This is a genomic window from Evansella cellulosilytica DSM 2522 (assembly GCF_000177235.2).
In the GTDB taxonomy this organism is placed as follows: Bacteria; Bacillota; Bacilli; order Bacillales; family Salisediminibacteriaceae; genus Evansella; species Evansella cellulosilytica.
On record NC_014829.1, the window covers coordinates 3,711,759 to 3,727,754 of the forward strand.

Annotated in this window: 12 protein-coding genes; 1 reads left to right on the forward strand and 11 read right to left on the reverse strand. The window is 36.3% G+C overall.

From position 1 onward, the window contains the following. Window positions 1–59 precede the first annotated feature (59 nt). The 11 genes from BCELL_RS17225 to BCELL_RS17275 all read right to left on the reverse strand — a co-directional run bounded on the left by BCELL_RS17225 (window position 60) and on the right by BCELL_RS17275 (window position 13,422). A complete protein-coding gene (locus tag BCELL_RS17225) occupies window positions 60–479 on the reverse strand; it encodes a hypothetical protein (protein ID WP_013490048.1) in 420 nt (139 codons plus the stop codon). A 198-nt stretch (window positions 480–677) separates the two neighbouring features. Then, window positions 678–1,946 (reverse strand): C40 family peptidase, encoded by a 1,269-nt coding sequence (locus tag BCELL_RS17230; protein ID WP_013490049.1) that lies wholly within the window; start codon window positions 1,944–1,946, stop codon window positions 678–680. Between the two features lie 477 nt (window positions 1,947–2,423). Continuing rightward, a complete protein-coding gene (locus tag BCELL_RS17235) occupies window positions 2,424–4,007 on the reverse strand; it encodes a glycerol-3-phosphate dehydrogenase/oxidase (RefSeq protein ID WP_041808378.1) in 1,584 nt (527 codons plus the stop codon). Window positions 4,008–4,180: 173 nt separating this feature from the next. Beyond that, the gene (locus BCELL_RS17240) at window positions 4,181–4,384 is read right to left on the reverse strand and encodes a hypothetical protein (protein WP_013490051.1); all 204 of its coding nucleotides are present in this window, start codon (window positions 4,382–4,384) and stop codon (window positions 4,181–4,183) included. Between the two features lie 194 nt (window positions 4,385–4,578). After that, window positions 4,579–5,694 carry a YibE/F family protein gene (locus BCELL_RS17245; RefSeq protein WP_013490052.1) on the reverse strand — a complete coding sequence of 372 codons (1,116 nt, stop codon included), beginning with the start codon at window positions 5,692–5,694 and terminating at the stop codon, window positions 4,579–4,581. A 24-nt stretch (window positions 5,695–5,718) separates the two neighbouring features. Next, entirely contained in the window at window positions 5,719–6,981 is a 1,263-nt protein-coding gene (locus BCELL_RS17250) for a murein hydrolase activator EnvC family protein (RefSeq protein ID WP_013490053.1), read from the reverse strand. Window positions 6,982–7,300: 319 nt separating this feature from the next. Further along, the gene (locus tag BCELL_RS17255; RefSeq protein ID WP_013490054.1) at window positions 7,301–8,542 is read right to left on the reverse strand and encodes a cell wall-binding repeat-containing protein; all 1,242 of its coding nucleotides are present in this window, start codon (window positions 8,540–8,542) and stop codon (window positions 7,301–7,303) included. A gap of 194 nt (window positions 8,543–8,736) precedes the next feature. Then, window positions 8,737–10,185, reverse strand: coding sequence for a YncE family protein (locus tag BCELL_RS17260; RefSeq protein ID WP_013490055.1), 1,449 nt, complete (start codon window positions 10,183–10,185; stop codon window positions 8,737–8,739). 434 nt (window positions 10,186–10,619) lie between these two features. Continuing rightward, on the reverse strand, window positions 10,620–12,047 hold the full coding sequence (locus tag BCELL_RS17265; protein ID WP_013490056.1) for a sensor histidine kinase: 1,428 nt from the start codon (window positions 12,045–12,047) through the stop codon (window positions 10,620–10,622). Between the two features lie 40 nt (window positions 12,048–12,087). Beyond that, the gene (locus BCELL_RS17270) at window positions 12,088–12,780 is read right to left on the reverse strand and encodes a response regulator transcription factor (protein WP_013490057.1); all 693 of its coding nucleotides are present in this window, start codon (window positions 12,778–12,780) and stop codon (window positions 12,088–12,090) included. Window positions 12,781–12,831: 51 nt separating this feature from the next. Further along, on the reverse strand, window positions 12,832–13,422 hold the full coding sequence (locus BCELL_RS17275; protein ID WP_013490058.1) for a class D sortase: 591 nt from the start codon (window positions 13,420–13,422) through the stop codon (window positions 12,832–12,834). A gap of 295 nt (window positions 13,423–13,717) precedes the next feature. Here BCELL_RS17275 and BCELL_RS17280 point away from each other — a divergent pair, with 295 nt between their 5' ends. Beyond that, window positions 13,718–15,958 carry a heavy metal translocating P-type ATPase gene (locus BCELL_RS17280; RefSeq protein WP_013490059.1) on the forward strand — a complete coding sequence of 747 codons (2,241 nt, stop codon included), beginning with the start codon at window positions 13,718–13,720 and terminating at the stop codon, window positions 15,956–15,958. Window positions 15,959–15,996: the final 38 nt, after the last annotated feature.

The following is a 15,996-nucleotide window of genomic DNA, read 5'->3' on the forward strand; positions in this document are numbered from 1 at the left end:
CAAGTGTAGCCATTGCCAGTTGTATTCTCTTGTTTATGACATATACTAGTCTATTTTTCTTAATTAATATTAAAATTTTTCATTTTTAACTTTGATTTTCTCGTAAATAATAAAGCAATTCCAAATGTAAGAATAACAAGTAAGCTTAATGTGCTTGTTTTGCTAACAGGTGGCTTAAAGGTTGTTTTGTTTTCTGTTATTTCATATACGCCTACTGGCTTAACTGATATATAGCCACCACCACCGCCACCTTCTCCGAGCGCATCTTTATTCCCCTGAGTAAAGCCTCCTCCTCCTCCACCAATATATCTAATTCTTGCAACGGGGAGCACCTTTTTTGTCTCTAAGTCTATTGTTTCACCATAGACTAACGTACTATCTTTGTGCTTTGAAAACTTATCAACAATCGGCTTAAATGGTACTTCAAAAGGAGTCGCTTGCTTTTTCGTTTTCTCCTCTGTGTTCTTCTCGTTCTCCATTTCATTTTACCTCCTCTAACAATGCTTTATTACCTATTCTATTTTCGTTTCATATTTTCCTATTTAAATGAATATATTTAAAGTAATAAACTGAATGAAGAGGATAAAATTCTACATCTCCCCAAGCATTTATCTGCCTTTAAAAAGAGGGTGCCCACAAGCCACTATATTATGACCATGGAACACCCTCTCAAATTACTATTCTATTACACGTACTACTCGTCCGTTAAATGTACGTTGCCAGTAGCCACTATTCATGTTCGCAATCGCAACACCTGTTGAGCTTTGGGAACCGATGAATTGTCCATTACCGATGTATATACCTACATGTCCATCTCTTTTATAAGTATCAAAGAAAACAAGGTCTCCTGGTTTCATTTCACTTCTCGACACTTGGCGTCCAGCATGTTTTTGTTCATCTGTACTGTATCCAAGATAAACACCAACTTGTGCAAAAGCCCAACGTGTAAACCCTGAACAATCAAACCTACCGTGTTGAATATCATATGCTGTACGTCCACCACCAAATACATAATATGAGTTACCGATATATTTTCTTCCACCATTAATTACTTGGTTGATGTCACCTGATGAAACTGTGTTGGAAGAAGTTTGCGTATTACTCGTATGTACATTATTAGATATTTCATTCGTGTCATTATTCGCAGTAGCTTGTGCTCTCGCTTCTTCCTCTTGACGCGCTCTAGCTAATTCTTCCTCAATTCTTTGTCTAATAGACGATTCTTGAGAAGCAAGTTGGCTGTCTTGTTCAGCTAAGTTAGCAATTAACTGTTCTGTTTCTTCTTCTTTTTTAGTAAGCTCTTTTTTCATTTCTTCATTTTGTTCTTGCTGCTGCATTAAATGATGTTGCATTCCTTCAAGCTCAATCATCATTTCTTTAAGTCCTGATAGCTTGTCCTCTAATGCAGTCTGCGTTTCCTCTAATTCTACTAAATTTGCTTCATATTGATTAAGCATATCAGTATCGGCTTTCGCTATTTGTGTAATGGAGAATACACGGTCAACGAAATCAGTAAAGCTTTGAGCACCTAAAATGACCTCTAAGTAGCGTATGTTTCCTCCGCTTTGCTGATAAGCTACAGCTCTTTGAGATAACATTTCAAACCTACGGTCAATATCATCCTCTAATTTAGCAATATCTGACTCCATTACTTCAATCTCTTCATTAGTTTCTTCGATACTTTCTTCAGTATCTTTAATCGTTTGCTCATTGTCTTGAATTGCTTCTTCTGCAAGCTCAATTTGTCTATTTAATTGATCTAATTCTTCTAACACTTCTGCTATTTCTTGTTCAGCTTCTGATAGTGTAGATTGAATTTGCTCTCGTTCTTCTCTTATGTCATTTAGTTCCTGGTTAGTTTCGGCAAATGCAGGAGGTACAGCTAATGTACTACATAGCCCGACAATCATCATCGCGTGTAGTAATTTTCTTCTCTTTTTTTGCACTATCTTCCCCTACTTCCCTTATTAGTTACTATTAAAATACAAATCTATTATGTATGAAATCTATTTCAACTAGTTAGTAGTATAGCACCAAAAAATAACAATCGTGTAATACAAATGTTACAGTTATATTTCAAAATACCAACAATTCTCTATTATTTAGTTTATTTTTTTTAGAAAGTGGGAATGATTTAAAGTCGACCCTATCTCCAAAATTGTATAACTATGTCAACTTTTTTCTTATATGCTATGTTAAACTTTGTTGTTGATTTTCACTTCAGAAAGCTCGCTTGTCTCTTCCTCTTCCTGTTTCGCTTTGAAGATGCATCCGTCGAGACAACTCGAAGCTTAATCGTGATGTAACGCTCGTCGCAGGCGTTTCGTACCTTTCGAGAAAATCAACATTATCCTTTAACATAGCCTATTAAAAAAAGCCCTCAATATTTTGAGGGCTTATCACTACTACATATGATTGTTCCATTACTTTTGTATCATATACAATAATCTATTAACGAGATCACTACGATTCATAGATTTTCTCCAATTAAAGTAATAATCGCCAGTACGTCTTATCAAATAATCTTCAGCCTTTACAACCATTTCTTCTTCCACACAATAATACAATTCAGCCTTCAGCTCGCATTCTGTATTGAACCTGTATTTATTCAATTCTACAAACCTCTCGAAAACTTTATCTACATTTGTCCCATAGCGATGAATGAGCGTCCATGCCTTCTTTTTCTCAAAACCTATCTTACTTGCTAACTCCAATTTTTCTTTCACAAAGTTCTCCCATCTATTTGCACCACCTACATCTCCACCAGATAATGTGATGTGTTGCGTTTCACAACGAGGGTATGAGCCTCGATACTCTTCTGCTAGCTGTTTAACAACGAGATTTACTGTTTTTTCTGCCATTTTTCTAAAACCTGTTAGCTTACCTCCAGCAATCGTAATAAGACCGGAGTTTGAAAGGAATATTTCGTCTTTCCGTGAAAGATCAGACGGTGATTTTCCTTCCTCATGAATAAGTGGTCGTAGCCCTGCCCAAGAAGACTCAATATCATCAACAGATATATTAATAGAAGGAAACATGTTGTTTGTTGCTTTTATTAAATAGTTTTTATCCTCTATCGACACTGTAGGATCGGCTAAATCACCTCTGTATGTCGTGTCAGTTGTTCCTATATAAGTTTTGTCTGCACGAGGAATAGCAAAAATCATTCTCCCATCTTCAACATCAAAGTACATCGCCTGCCTTAAAGGAAAACGCTTTTGATCTACAACGATGTGGACACCTTTCGTAACGTGTAAATGTTTTCCTGTTAATGAGCGATCTTGCTTTCTGATTGAATCTACCCAAGGACCAGTTGCATTCACAATTTTTTTTGCATAAATGTGATGTGTTTTCCCACTTATTGAGTCAAAAGCTACTCCACCGTTTACCTTCCCACTTTCGTTATAAATAAGCTCTTCCACTCCACAGTAATTAACAGCATTCGCCCCTAAAGAAAAGGCTGTCTTAACTACTTCAAGTGTAAGCCTCGCATCGTCTGTCTGATATTCATAATATAAACCGGCCCCCTTCAAGCCTTCGTCTCTTAATAAAGGCTCCTTTTTTAATGCCTCTTCTTTCGATAGCATCTTTCTTCGTTCTTGTTTTTTTACTTGTGCCAAACGATCATATACATATAATCCAAAAGAAGTGGATATCTTTCCGAAAGAGCCGTTCTTTATAAGTGGGAGTAGCATTGGTTCTGGTTTAACGATGTGAGGTGCATTTTCATGCAGTATCGCTCTTTCCCTTCCAACTTCTTTCACTAGCTTTATTTCTAATTGCTTCAAATACCTTAAACCACCATGAATAAGCTTTGTAGAACGGCTACTCGTTCCAGCAGCGAAATCCTGCATTTCCAACAGCCCAACCTTTAATCCTCTATTTGCAGCATCTAAGGCGATGCCACATCCTGTTATACCTCCACCAATTATGAGTAAATCTAATTCTCCCGATGACATTTCATTTAAAAAGTGTTGTCTATTTTGCTGTGAAAACGTTCTGACCATAATGACAAACACCACATCCTTTTTCTTTAGGTTAAAACTAAACGTTCAGATTTAGAAATAACACTCATTCCTACATGTATTTTGGATAGCCTTTCCTTATACCTTTAAAACGTGAATATTAGTGGATACATGAAAAAACAAGGGGAGTTTTGGGCAACAAAAAAACGTAGATGTTATACCGTTACATCTACGTTTTCAATAGGGATGTCTAATGATTTAATTGTTTCTATAAATTGATCTTCTGAAAAATTTTGCTTTGGCTGTATTTCAAGAACATGATCTTCTTTAAATGTCGGTATTCCACGATAGTAGCCAACAAACAACCTTACTTTTTCCTTTTCATCCAAGGTTAACATGCGTGTAAATGTTATCTCCATATTATAACCTCCATTATTACTATACCGAAAAATAGAGACAAACTCTAGTAATTGCCGAAAAAAAGCTTAAATATACGAAAACAATAATTATTTATCAAAATTATACAAAAAATAGCACATACAAAAGGTCCCCCCTTTTGTATGTACCTAACTATAGAATATTCCCTCTGTCGTTTTTTATAAAATACATGCTATTACTTACTTTTTTTTATAAAAATAGAAGCTACAAATGCTGTAATTGGTATAGATAATATTAATCCAATGCTCCCCGCTGCAGTTCTCAATATTTCCACTGCTAAAAACTCCCTATGAATTAACTCTGTAAGTGGATTATCTAAAGAATAAATAATCAGTAATAGAGGCAATGCTGCTCCAACATAAGCTAAAATTAATGTATTGGACATCGTCCCCATAATATCCTTTCCTACATTCATACCTGAGGTAAACAGTTTTTTCATGGGAATCATTCGATCTGTTTTACGTACCTCCTCCATAGAAGAAGCAATGGAGATGGCTACATCCATCACGGCACCTAGTGCTCCAATAATGATTCCTGCCAGTAATAATCCTTTAAAATCTAGATTCATCTCCTGCGAGCTCGTGATGAGAAGCATGCGTTCATCATCACCATGTAAGCCTGTTAAATTCATCACGCTTGAAAAGATAATGGAGATGATAGCAGCAGAAGCTAACCCACCGATCGTACCAACAACTGCAGCTAACGTTTTTCTAGTAAAGCCACTTACAATAGTAAAAGTTAAAGCTGTTACGATACCACCTGTCACGATAGCTAACAATACAGGATTATATCCCGCTAAAAGATTTGGAATCATAAACTTAAATACGATGACGAGTGTAAATCCAAGCGTCAAGACTGCTTTCAACCCTTGTTTTCTACCTAGCGCTATGAGTAATGCTACGAAAATACTAATTAAAACAAGAGTTGAATAATCTCTTGCATAATCCATAACATCTGCTCTCACTATCTCACCATGATTCATTTCTAATTGAACCATGATTTTATCATTTTCTTCTACCCATATTGGAATATCCTCTGGATAATTAAAACGTTCCGCAATCACTACTTCATTTTTCCATTCGCCTGTTAGTAACTTTACCTCTACAGATTGGTAGCCAATCTTATTGCCTGAAAATTCGTCAACGTACTGTTCTTCTTCAATGATAGATACTACCTCTGCTTTTAGTCGTTCTGTATTAGCCTGAGTGTCGGTGTCATCCATCGCTTTCGCTAACCCACTTGGAATTACGGAAAACATAAGTAATAATGCAAAAATGAACATTGGTTTCATATACACTGTTCCTTTTCTCATATGTTAATTAATATATTTCATCGGGTCCACTGCGTTCGACTTACTTGCGTTCCAATCCCCTTCGTGAACTTCAAAGTGGAGATGTGGACCGAAAGACCTTCCTGTATTCCCCATGTTACCTAGAAATTGTCCTCTAGACACAGTATCACCGGTATTAACAGCTCTATTTTCTAAGTGTGCATATAGCGTTGTAATCGTTTGTCCGTTAATGTTATGACGAATCATTACTGTATTTCCATAGGAGGTAGAATAGTAAGAACGAATTACTGTCCCTGATTCTGCGGCAATAACTGGTACGTCACCGGTTCTCCCGTTCTTCCCAATATCAATCCCGTAGTGCATTTGTCCCCACCGCATTTCAAATCCAGTTGTAATTCTACCTGTTGCAGGTCGCTGTAAAATACCACTTGTCTGCGAAAAGTCGTTATCATAATTGTTGCTTACATGATCGTTTGATGTATTGTTTTGCACTTCGGCTTGTTGTTGAAGCTCCCGTTCCTGCTCACGAATCGCCTCACGATCAGCTAACTCCTGTTGCGCAGCACTTTCCTGTGCCTCGAGGTTCGCTCTCTCTTCATCTACCGTCACTACTTGATCTTGAAGCGTTCCTTCTTTTTGTACTAGCGCCTCTAATAGTTGACCTTTTTCTATCTTTTGTTCTTCTAATTCTACTTCTAATTTCTCTAAGCTATTTAATTGCGTTTCTAAGCTCATCAATTCTTCCTCTAAATTTTGTTGGTTAAACGCAAGCTTTTCTATATCTTCCATATGCATATCGATAATATTTCGATCTTGTTGAGAAATTGTATTGATCGCTATCACTCTTTCAATAAAATCGCCAAAACTTTGTGCTCCTAATATAACCTCTAAAAAACGAACAACACTTCCATTTTGATAAATAGATCGTAAACGTTCTTTTAACAGTTCGTCCCTTTGCTCGATTCTTTTCTCTATTATAGTAATCTCTTCTTCTAGCTCAATAATCGTTTGTTCTGTTTCATAAATTTCCTTATTTTTCTCCGATATGGCTTCACTTGTAGCCATCGTGTATTCATCAAGCCTACTAATCTCTTGATTCATTTCTTCAATTTCTAACTCTACTACTCCTAATTCTTGTTCAAGTAATTCAGCCTCTCTGTCTAGGCTATCTCTTTGATTTTGATAACTATTTATTTTCTCAAGCAAATCACTATCTTCACTCGCTATTACGGTTGTAGATAATAATCCAAATATCAAGATGAATGTGAGCATTATTTTTTTGAACACGATTAATCCCCTCTTCCATAGCTGTCCTAATAGTTTCTATCCTTACTTTAAGTGGAAACTATGAAAAAAGTGTGGAGAGATGAATACAAGTTGATAACATCGTAGTAATATTGTTGTAATATAGCGGGAGTCTTTTCTTAGAAGCGGTGGAATTTCGCCGTACCTCTCAAAGTAGTTAGTGAGTGCTCTTCTCGTTAGTACGCACGATGATAAAATACTACTGCCAAATTTATACTTTCTTTTAAAAAAAAAACTTTTAACTAGCTATGAAGCCAGTTAAAAGTTCCTTTCATTCATTAAATATTTAGTTCACTACCTTTTAATGTCCGTGACTTCCATGATCACCATGTCCACCACCGTCTGCAGATACGATCTCTAACATTTCATCTATAAAACCTTGTGTTGCAAAAGATACTAATTGCTCACTACCAATTAAATACGCGTGATTATATGGGCCTTCCGTTGGCTCATGCTCAAAGGTTGGCTTTAATTCTTCTAAATATAAGTGCATTTCTTTTGTAAACTCACCTGATTCTAGCCAAACCATTGGTGCATGTTTACCTAGATGAGCAAAAGGAGCAGCAGTTATTGCTAATTCAGGAATAACATCTGACACTAATACGAGACCATGACCTGGTTTATTAATTCCCCAACCAAAGTTTGTTTCTGTGTCTCTAAACTTAGCAAATTGTATAGACACTTCGGCTTCAGATTCTCCTTCTATTCTCATCACTTGTCCAAAGCTTGATAACTCATTCTCTACCTTTTCTGAAATGATATTTTCAGACCCTAAAATATATATCGATGCAGAGCCATCTCTTTTTTGTAATGCAGCTACTGTTTCTTCAGGAATATCATTTTCTGAAACGTATAAAATTGGTTCATCCATATGAGAAATCCAACTCCCTGCCGGAATGGCATATCCTTTATTATCATCATCCATAGTAGCAATGATGACATTATTAGGAAGAGAGTGCACTAAATCTGTGTATAATTGATCTATCTCATAAGCAAATACTGCTGCATTTTCCTCTTCTATTTGTATAACGTCATAGTCATTTAACTTCGTTAATTCTTCTTCATTTAATCGTCCCATAACCATAATTTGAGTCCCCTCTGAATTACCTTTCGGCTGTAAACGATTAATCTCATTTAAAACAAGATCAGGAATAACGCCATTTTCTGTAAACAGCAACGGGCCATCATTTGGATGGTGAACAACCGTTAAGCTTGCTAATGCTACCTGCCAATTATCTAGTGGTGCAAGAATAATCGTACCAGGTTGATTTTCAGAGTGTGTAGCAGGCCAAATTGTTCTTGAAACTAAAACCGATGTCACGAATGGATCATCGCTATTTAAACGAGTTACATTTTTAGTGTTCATGTGATGTGTTATTACATCGTAATTACTTACTTCCTTTGATCCACTACTCAACTCATCAGCTGACACTTTATTTTGCTCGTCTTCATGACCATGGCTACCGTCTTCATTCGAACAAGCAACAATCAAAACAATCATCAAAATGAATAATGTAATTAACAACTTATTTTTTATTTTCATATACTTCTTCCTCCCACTTAACAGATTTTTTTATTATAAAAGTCGTTTTTGTAGAAAGTGTGAAGTTTTTATTTGAATTGTTTTGAAATAATTACCAGTTAAATACAACCCTTTCTTCCACCAGTAACCATTCGAGTATTCCCCAGATAAAACGATAGGTTTTAAGCATATACAAAGTAATAATTATTACGAACTCATGGATTCAGATCAATGATTAATTCACTATTGAAAAATGGTTCAAATATAAGTTTTAACACAGTACTTTCATTTGAAAGTAAAGGGGACAAATCTAACGTTTTCTCAAAAATCGCTACATATTGAGGGTGATGTGAGTCATTATTAACAGCTATCCATTCTACCGGTCTGACTTCTAATCCCTCACTATTCTTTAATCTCACGCTTTCCCCAAACGCTATTTGAGATAAATCTCCCGAATGTGTCGTCATATCGATTTTGAAAAAGAAATATGCATGTGGATCCAATGCAGTAACGTTCTCGATATACTCCACATCATTAGTAGAGTAAGGAGTTTGTTGAGTGATAACTAGCTCAACGCTATCAACGAAGGCTTCTCCCTTTAGTTTTACAGAAGAACTTGGTACATCGAAGCTATTTTCACCTTCACTTTCTTCTTTCTCCATTCCCTTTAATGTCATTTCATGTGGTTCTTTTCCTATACTGATTTTCTCAATGATAGAATAATCATTTCGATCAATGACAACCATATTATTTGCTTCTCTGTGAGTAACAAAAACAAATTCACCATCTGGAGAAAATGAGATATGGTTTGCATAAGAGTCTGTCGCAATTGTCGTTATGAGCGACATTGTCTCAGTATCAATAACAGATACGTTATTTGAATGATTATTTGCAGTCCAAACTTGTTTCCCATCTGGAGAGACCGTAACACCATGAACGCCTTCTCCAGCTTCAACTTCTTGCAAGACCTCAAAACTATTCATATCAATGACAGAGATACTATTCGACCTCACATTTGCACTAAAAGCAAAATCACCGTTAGGACTTACAGCAACCTCATTTGGCATTTGACCGACAGGGATTGTCGACATTACTTGATACGTATAGGCATCAATAACACTTACAGAATTACTGTTTACATTTGCTACCCAAATTTGCGAACCATCGTTTGTAACACTCACGTGAGCAGGACCATCTTCCGTTTTGATTTTGGCAAGAACCTCAAAAGTTTCTGCATCAACGACAGCAAGATTTCCTCCCTCTTCTCCAAGTCCAGCATTTAATGCCACGTATACATAATTTCCTGAAGGGTGAATATCAATGCCATGAACACCTTCATCAAATTTGAGCTCTTTTATTGATTGTTCAGTGTCTAAATCAAATGCATGGACAGTTTTTCCTTGAAAGCCTGTACCAAAGTACACAACTTGTTTATTAGGTGACATTGCAATACCGTGCGAAATTTGTTCATGTCCAAGTTGAATTTCACGTACTGGCTCTCGTTCTGAAAAATTTATTTCCGAAATAGTACCATCTCCAGCATTTGCTACATAAAAAATTGGTGCGCTAAGAGCCTCCTTCGTTTTTGTAAAAAAAATAAGCGGTATTGCACTTACAGTTAAAAACACAAGTAATAATGATAAAATCCACTTCCATTTGGTCATTCTTAATTCCCCCTCAAACTTTCTTTGTTACGTTCTCAATGACTGACTATATTGACGAACCTCATGATTATAGTCAAGAACCCTGAATGTTTATTAAGATACATGAAATTTGTGGAGGAACTTTGAAGATATAAAAAAAAGAAGCAGAAATTGTCCTTTTCACCACAATTTTACATGTGACGAAACATCAACCTAGTTTTATACTTTATCTAAAAAAAAGACTTAAACTAAGCCTCATAAAGCTAGTTTTAAGTCTTTCATTTTGACATGAGATGATACCTCCTGGAGCTATACACCTTCCCCAAAGAAAACGATGCCACATGTCTTTAAAGTACTAGTGAGTGCTCTTCTTGCTACTACGCGTGGCATCATTTCCACCTCCACACAATTTATGCTTTATTACCATTTAAAGAAAACTAGCGATAAACTTCTCGCTAGTTTTCTAACAACGGTAAATGAATTGAAAATGTCGTTCCTTTACCTAGTTTACTATACACATCCACTTTTCCTTGATGTGCTTCTACAACTTCCTTTACGATCGCTAACCCCAAACCAGTACCACTATCGTTACGATTTCGTGATGCGTCTGCTTTATAAAATCGCTCCCATATATGAGGAAGGTCATGTTTAGAAATACCACAGCCTGTATCCTTAACACAGACGGTCACTTCGTTATCATCTTTTCTTAAAATTAATTCAATCTCTCCATCTTTCGGAGTATGTCTAATTGCATTTTCTATTAAATTGATAAGTGCTTGCTCCATTCGGTAGGAGTCCATCATGATCATCAGTTCCTGACAATGTTTATCTATTTCTATCCGATGCTTAATCCGTTTTTGATCAAACATGAGTGCTCTACTTTCATATAAATTTTCAAGCCATACTCCAATCGGAACGAGTTCCATTTCAAGTTTTATTTTTCCTTCTTCAAGCTTTGTTAATAAAAATAAGTCGCTTACTAGTTGCTCCATTCTTGTTGCTTCATTATAGATTACGTTTAAATTTCTTTTTAAATCTTCCTTTTCTACTGTCTTAGCATCCTTCATAACAGCCGAATAGCCTTTAATATACGTAATAGGTGTGCGTAGATCATGAGATATATGAGAAATGAAATGTCTTCTTGAATCTCTATATTCCTTTAATTGTTTCGTCATCGATTGAATACTTTCACCAAGATGACTAATTTCATCATTTCCTTGTATATTTAACTCTACATCAAAATCGCCATCAGCAATATTTTTTGTCATTTTACTTATCTTATTTAATGGCTTGGATATTTTTTTCGTCAAATATCTCGTAAAGATGTAACCTACTAGAAAGGTGATGCCCCCCATAATTAATAAAAGCATGAGAAGCTGGACTCTTGCATGGTTCAAGTCACCAGTATCTTGGTCTAAAAATACGTACCCTGCAATTTCATTTTCTCCGTTTTCATATATAGGCATTAACGCCCAAACGTGTGGAATATGAAATTGTATATTGGATTCAACACGTTCAATAAACGGCTCATTATTTCCACCAGCAGTTTCGCGATGTTCATTAATCCAACTTAAAAAATGGTGTAGTTTAGTATCCTCTATTGTTTCTGACATAAATGTTACAGATAAATCAGCATCTAATATCATAAAATAACTGTTTTTCCCTGATTCTATTTCTTCTATATATTCTATGATAAGATCGTCTACCTCTTTTTCCAGTAAGTGTGCATGAGATACTATCCTACCTTCAACTTCGTGTGTCAAATGATCATGGTAAAAATTTTTAGTAATCCAATCCGCACCACCGACCAGAGTGATAATTGAAATGAGTAAAATAATCATAACTAATACCGTTACTCTTGATGCTAACTTTTTAAACAACATGTTTTACTAGCCTTCTTTCTTAATAGAAATGATATAGTAATTACACGTCTTCGATCACTTTATAACCTATTCCCCACACCGTTTCTATTATTGGTTCATCATACTTTATAGCCTTTAGCTTTTCACGGATATTTTTCACGTGCGTATCAACTGTTCTATTTTCTCCTTCATAATCTAATCCCCATTCAAGCTCTAATAAATGCTCACGATCATATACCCTACCCGGGTTTTTAGCTAATCGCAAGAAAATCTGAAATTCCTTTTTCGTTAGCGGTATAGGCATATTATTATAAATGACTTGGTAGCTGTTAGGGTGAAAATCTAACCCTTTGATCGTAAACGATTCGTTTTTTGTAGAGATACTTTTCGACCTCCGAAGGACAGACTCAACTCTCGCAACGAGTTCTTTAGGCTCAAATGGTTTCACGACATAATCATCTGCGCCTCTCTTTAACCCTTCGACAACCCGCTCCGTATCGCCTAACGCCGTTAACAAAATAACTGGTATTTCCGTATCAAGCTCGACCCTTAACATGTTTAATAATTCAAAGCCATCGATTTCAGGCATCATGATATCTAATATAATTAAATCATAATTGTTTTCTTGCACTTTCAAAAAAGCCTCATCTCCATTTGAAGCCTCGTCAAGTTGAAATGGGCTAGCCGAAAAGCAAACTTTCAACAATTTCCTCATTTCTTGCTCGTCATCTACTAACAATATTTTAGCTTCCATTTTCTTTCCCCTCGTTTTCTTATAGAAGTAAGTTCTAAGTTAGATCGTTCATTACTCAGTCACTGGCTTCGCCTGAATAATATATCTTTCAGGTGCATCTCCAACAAACCGGAAAGGATAACATGTTGATAGCGTTAACACCTCATAGTCTATAGAATAATCTATAACCGTTCGATCATCTTTATCAACGATAAAAATGTCAACAATCTCGTATTGAAATGCTCCATAGCTCATGTTTACTTCTATTACATCGCCATGTACAAGTTCACCAAGATCCCTAAAAACAGTATCTCGATGTCCTGACATTAATATTTGTCTATCTTGTCCAGGAAATCCTGTTCCTATGAAATGACCTACACCACTTTTCAGTTCTTCATCCTCTGTGCCCTCTACGATTGGATATTCTAAATCTAATAAAGGAATGGTCATCATTCCGATTGTTTCACCTCGTTCAGGCTGAAATGTCCGCAAAGCGTCCTCTACGTTTATTTGATTTCTCTCGTCATTTCCAGCATACACAATACTTTGTGCCTTTTTTAGTGCATCGTTTTGTTTTGTATTCATTTCATAAAATTGATACCCCCCAATCCCAAAAAAAATGAGGCTTGTCATAATAAAAATAATACCTATCCATTTTTTCATCAACACCATCTCCTTGTATACTAACACGAAAATAATAGCGTATATAACATTACTCTTTCATTTACTTTAGCAACAAAATATATAGATTTTATGAAGATAAATCATATTTATCATATTCTATAAAACATATATAACCCTTTCCTTTAAAAAGAATAGTAAAACTTTTATTTGTAAAAAATATAGACCTACAGCTAAACGAAGCAACCAAATAAAACTGAGAATAATTTTACGTTTACTTATATACCCTACGGTGGTATAGTGTACTTATAAAACATTTGAAGATGAGGTGAAGAAATTGGAAAAGACACTTTTTTCTGTGAGAGGAATGACGTGTTCTTCCTGTGTAGCGCGTGTTGAAAAGAAAATATCAAAAGTCGATGGAGTAGAAAAGGTAAATGTTAATTTAGCTGCAAACCAGGCACAAGTGGAGTACGACAGCAATCTTTCGACAGCAAACGATATTATTCAAGCCATCGAAAATATTGGCTATAGCAGTAGTGTAATAGATGAGACAGATGAAAAAGATGTCAGTGAAGAACAGGAGAAGGAAACAAAGAAGTTAAAAAAGGATTTTATCTTTGGTGCTATTTTAACATCAATCGTTTTAATCGGTAGTATCCCTCATATGATGGAAGGCTGGGGTACATGGATTCCAGGATTTATGACAAATGCATATTGGCTGCTACTATTAACGTCTTTTGTTCAATTAGGACCTGGTTGGCGTTTTTACAGTAATAGCTATAAGGTGTTAAAAAATGGATCAGCAGATATGAATGTGTTAGTTGCAATGGGGACTACTGCAGCTTGGCTTTATAGCGGTGCTATGACTTTATTTCCTACGACACTTTCCAATATGGGTTTTCCGGTTCAACTTTATTACGATGTAACAACTGTTATTACTACGCTCATCATTCTAGGGCGCTATTTGGAGTCGAAAGCAAAGGGAGAAACCTCTTCCGCTATAAAAAAGTTGATGAATCTTCAAGCAAAAACAGCGAAAGTGATACGTGATAATCAAGAAATTGAAATTCCCGTTGAAGAAGTTGTCATTCATGATCACATCATTGTTCGTCCAGGTGAAAGAATTCCTGTTGATGGAGAAATTGTAAAAGGAAAATCTTCTGTCGACGAATCCATGCTCACTGGAGAGTCTATTCCGATCGAAAAAGAAGTCGGTGATGAAGTTATCGGGGCAACGATAAATAAAACAGGAAGCTTCACCTTAAAAGCTACTAAAGTTGGAAAAGATACTGCACTATCACAAATCATTCGTATGGTGAATGAAGCACAAGGCTCAAAGGCACCGATCCAGCGTATTGTCGATAAAATATCAGCATACTTCGTCCCTGCCGTGGTGGTTTTAGCTATATTGAGTTTTATCATATGGTGGGCAATCGGGCCAGATCCAGCATTCATCGTTGGGTTAACCTCTTTCATCGCCGTCTTAATTATAGCATGTCCTTGTGCGTTAGGGCTCGCAACACCAACGGCCATTATGGTTGGAACGGAAAAGGGTGCTGAAAATGGTGTTCTTATTAAGGATGCTGCAAGCATTGAAAGAGCTAATAAAGTAAAAACAGTTGTCCTAGACAAAACAGGAACGATTACTGAAGGAAAACCGAAAGTTACCGACATCATTTCAAGCAGTTCTTATACCCGTATAGAGTTACTTTCACTTGTTGCTTCTTTAGAGCGCAAGTCAGAACACCCACTCGGGGAGGCGATCGTTCAAGAAGCAATTGAGGAGAAATTGCCACTGCGAGAACCTGACAATTTTGAATCCATTACTGGACATGGCCTCATTGGTACAGTAGATAATCACACGATAGTTGTTGGAAACCTCAAGTTAATGCACGATCAAAACATTACGAATCAGGAAATGATCCAAACAGCAGAAAGATTAGCAGATGAAGGTAAAACACCTATGTATATTGCCATTGATGGAAGCTATGCTGGTATTATTGCTGTTGCAGATACGTTAAAGTCTGACACGAAAACTGCCATTAAGACACTAAAAAGTATGGGTGTTCATGTCATTATGCTTACTGGAGACCATTATCGAACAGCTAAAGCCATTGCAAAAGAAGCTGGCATTGAACATTTTATTGCTGAGGTCCTTCCTGAACATAAAGCGGAAGAGATAAAAAAGCTTCAAGAAAAAGGAGAAGTAGTTGCAATGGTTGGAGACGGTATTAATGATGCCCCCGCACTTGCACAAGCAGATGTTGGTATTGCAATTGGTACAGGTACAGATGTTGCAATGGAAACAGCAAGTATTACGCTGATGCGTGGAAACATGATGAGTGTTGTCACTTCATTAAAGCTTGCAAAATCTACGATGAATATGATTTGGCAAAACTTAGGTTGGGCTTTTGGTTATAACGTCGTTCTCATACCAGTTGCAGCTGGTGTATTATATCCATTTATCGGCATATTCCTCAACCCAGCATTAGCAGGTGCCGCAATGGCCTTTAGCTCAGTTTCAGTTGTACTAAACACGTTGAGGTTGAAAAAATTTAAAGCTGTAGCCAATTAACGAATAGGGTATGTCATAGTTACACACGGTGTACGCCA

Bases quoted from the DNA above. Each gene is read 5' to 3' on its own strand.
- BCELL_RS17240 (WP_013490051.1), bottom strand. From the start codon at position 4,384: ATGGAGATAACATTTACACGCATGTTAACCTTGGATGAAAAGGAAAAA.
- BCELL_RS17270 (WP_013490057.1), bottom strand. From the start codon at position 12,780: ATGGAAGCTAAAATATTGTTAGTAGATGACGAGCAAGAAATGAGGAAA.
- BCELL_RS17265 (WP_013490056.1), bottom strand. From the start codon at position 12,047: ATGTTGTTTAAAAAGTTAGCATCAAGAGTAACGGTATTAGTTATGATT.
- BCELL_RS17225 (WP_013490048.1), bottom strand. From the start codon at position 479: ATGGAGAACGAGAAGAACACAGAGGAGAAAACGAAAAAGCAAGCGACT.
- BCELL_RS17235 (WP_041808378.1), bottom strand. From the start codon at position 4,007: ATGGTCAGAACGTTTTCACAGCAAAATAGACAACACTTTTTAAATGAA.
- BCELL_RS17275 (WP_013490058.1), bottom strand. From the start codon at position 13,422: ATGAAAAAATGGATAGGTATTATTTTTATTATGACAAGCCTCATTTTT.
- BCELL_RS17260 (WP_013490055.1), bottom strand. From the start codon at position 10,185: ATGACCAAATGGAAGTGGATTTTATCATTATTACTTGTGTTTTTAACT.
- BCELL_RS17245 (WP_013490052.1), bottom strand. From the start codon at position 5,694: ATGAAACCAATGTTCATTTTTGCATTATTACTTATGTTTTCCGTAATT.
- BCELL_RS17255 (WP_013490054.1), bottom strand. From the start codon at position 8,542: ATGAAAATAAAAAATAAGTTGTTAATTACATTATTCATTTTGATGATT.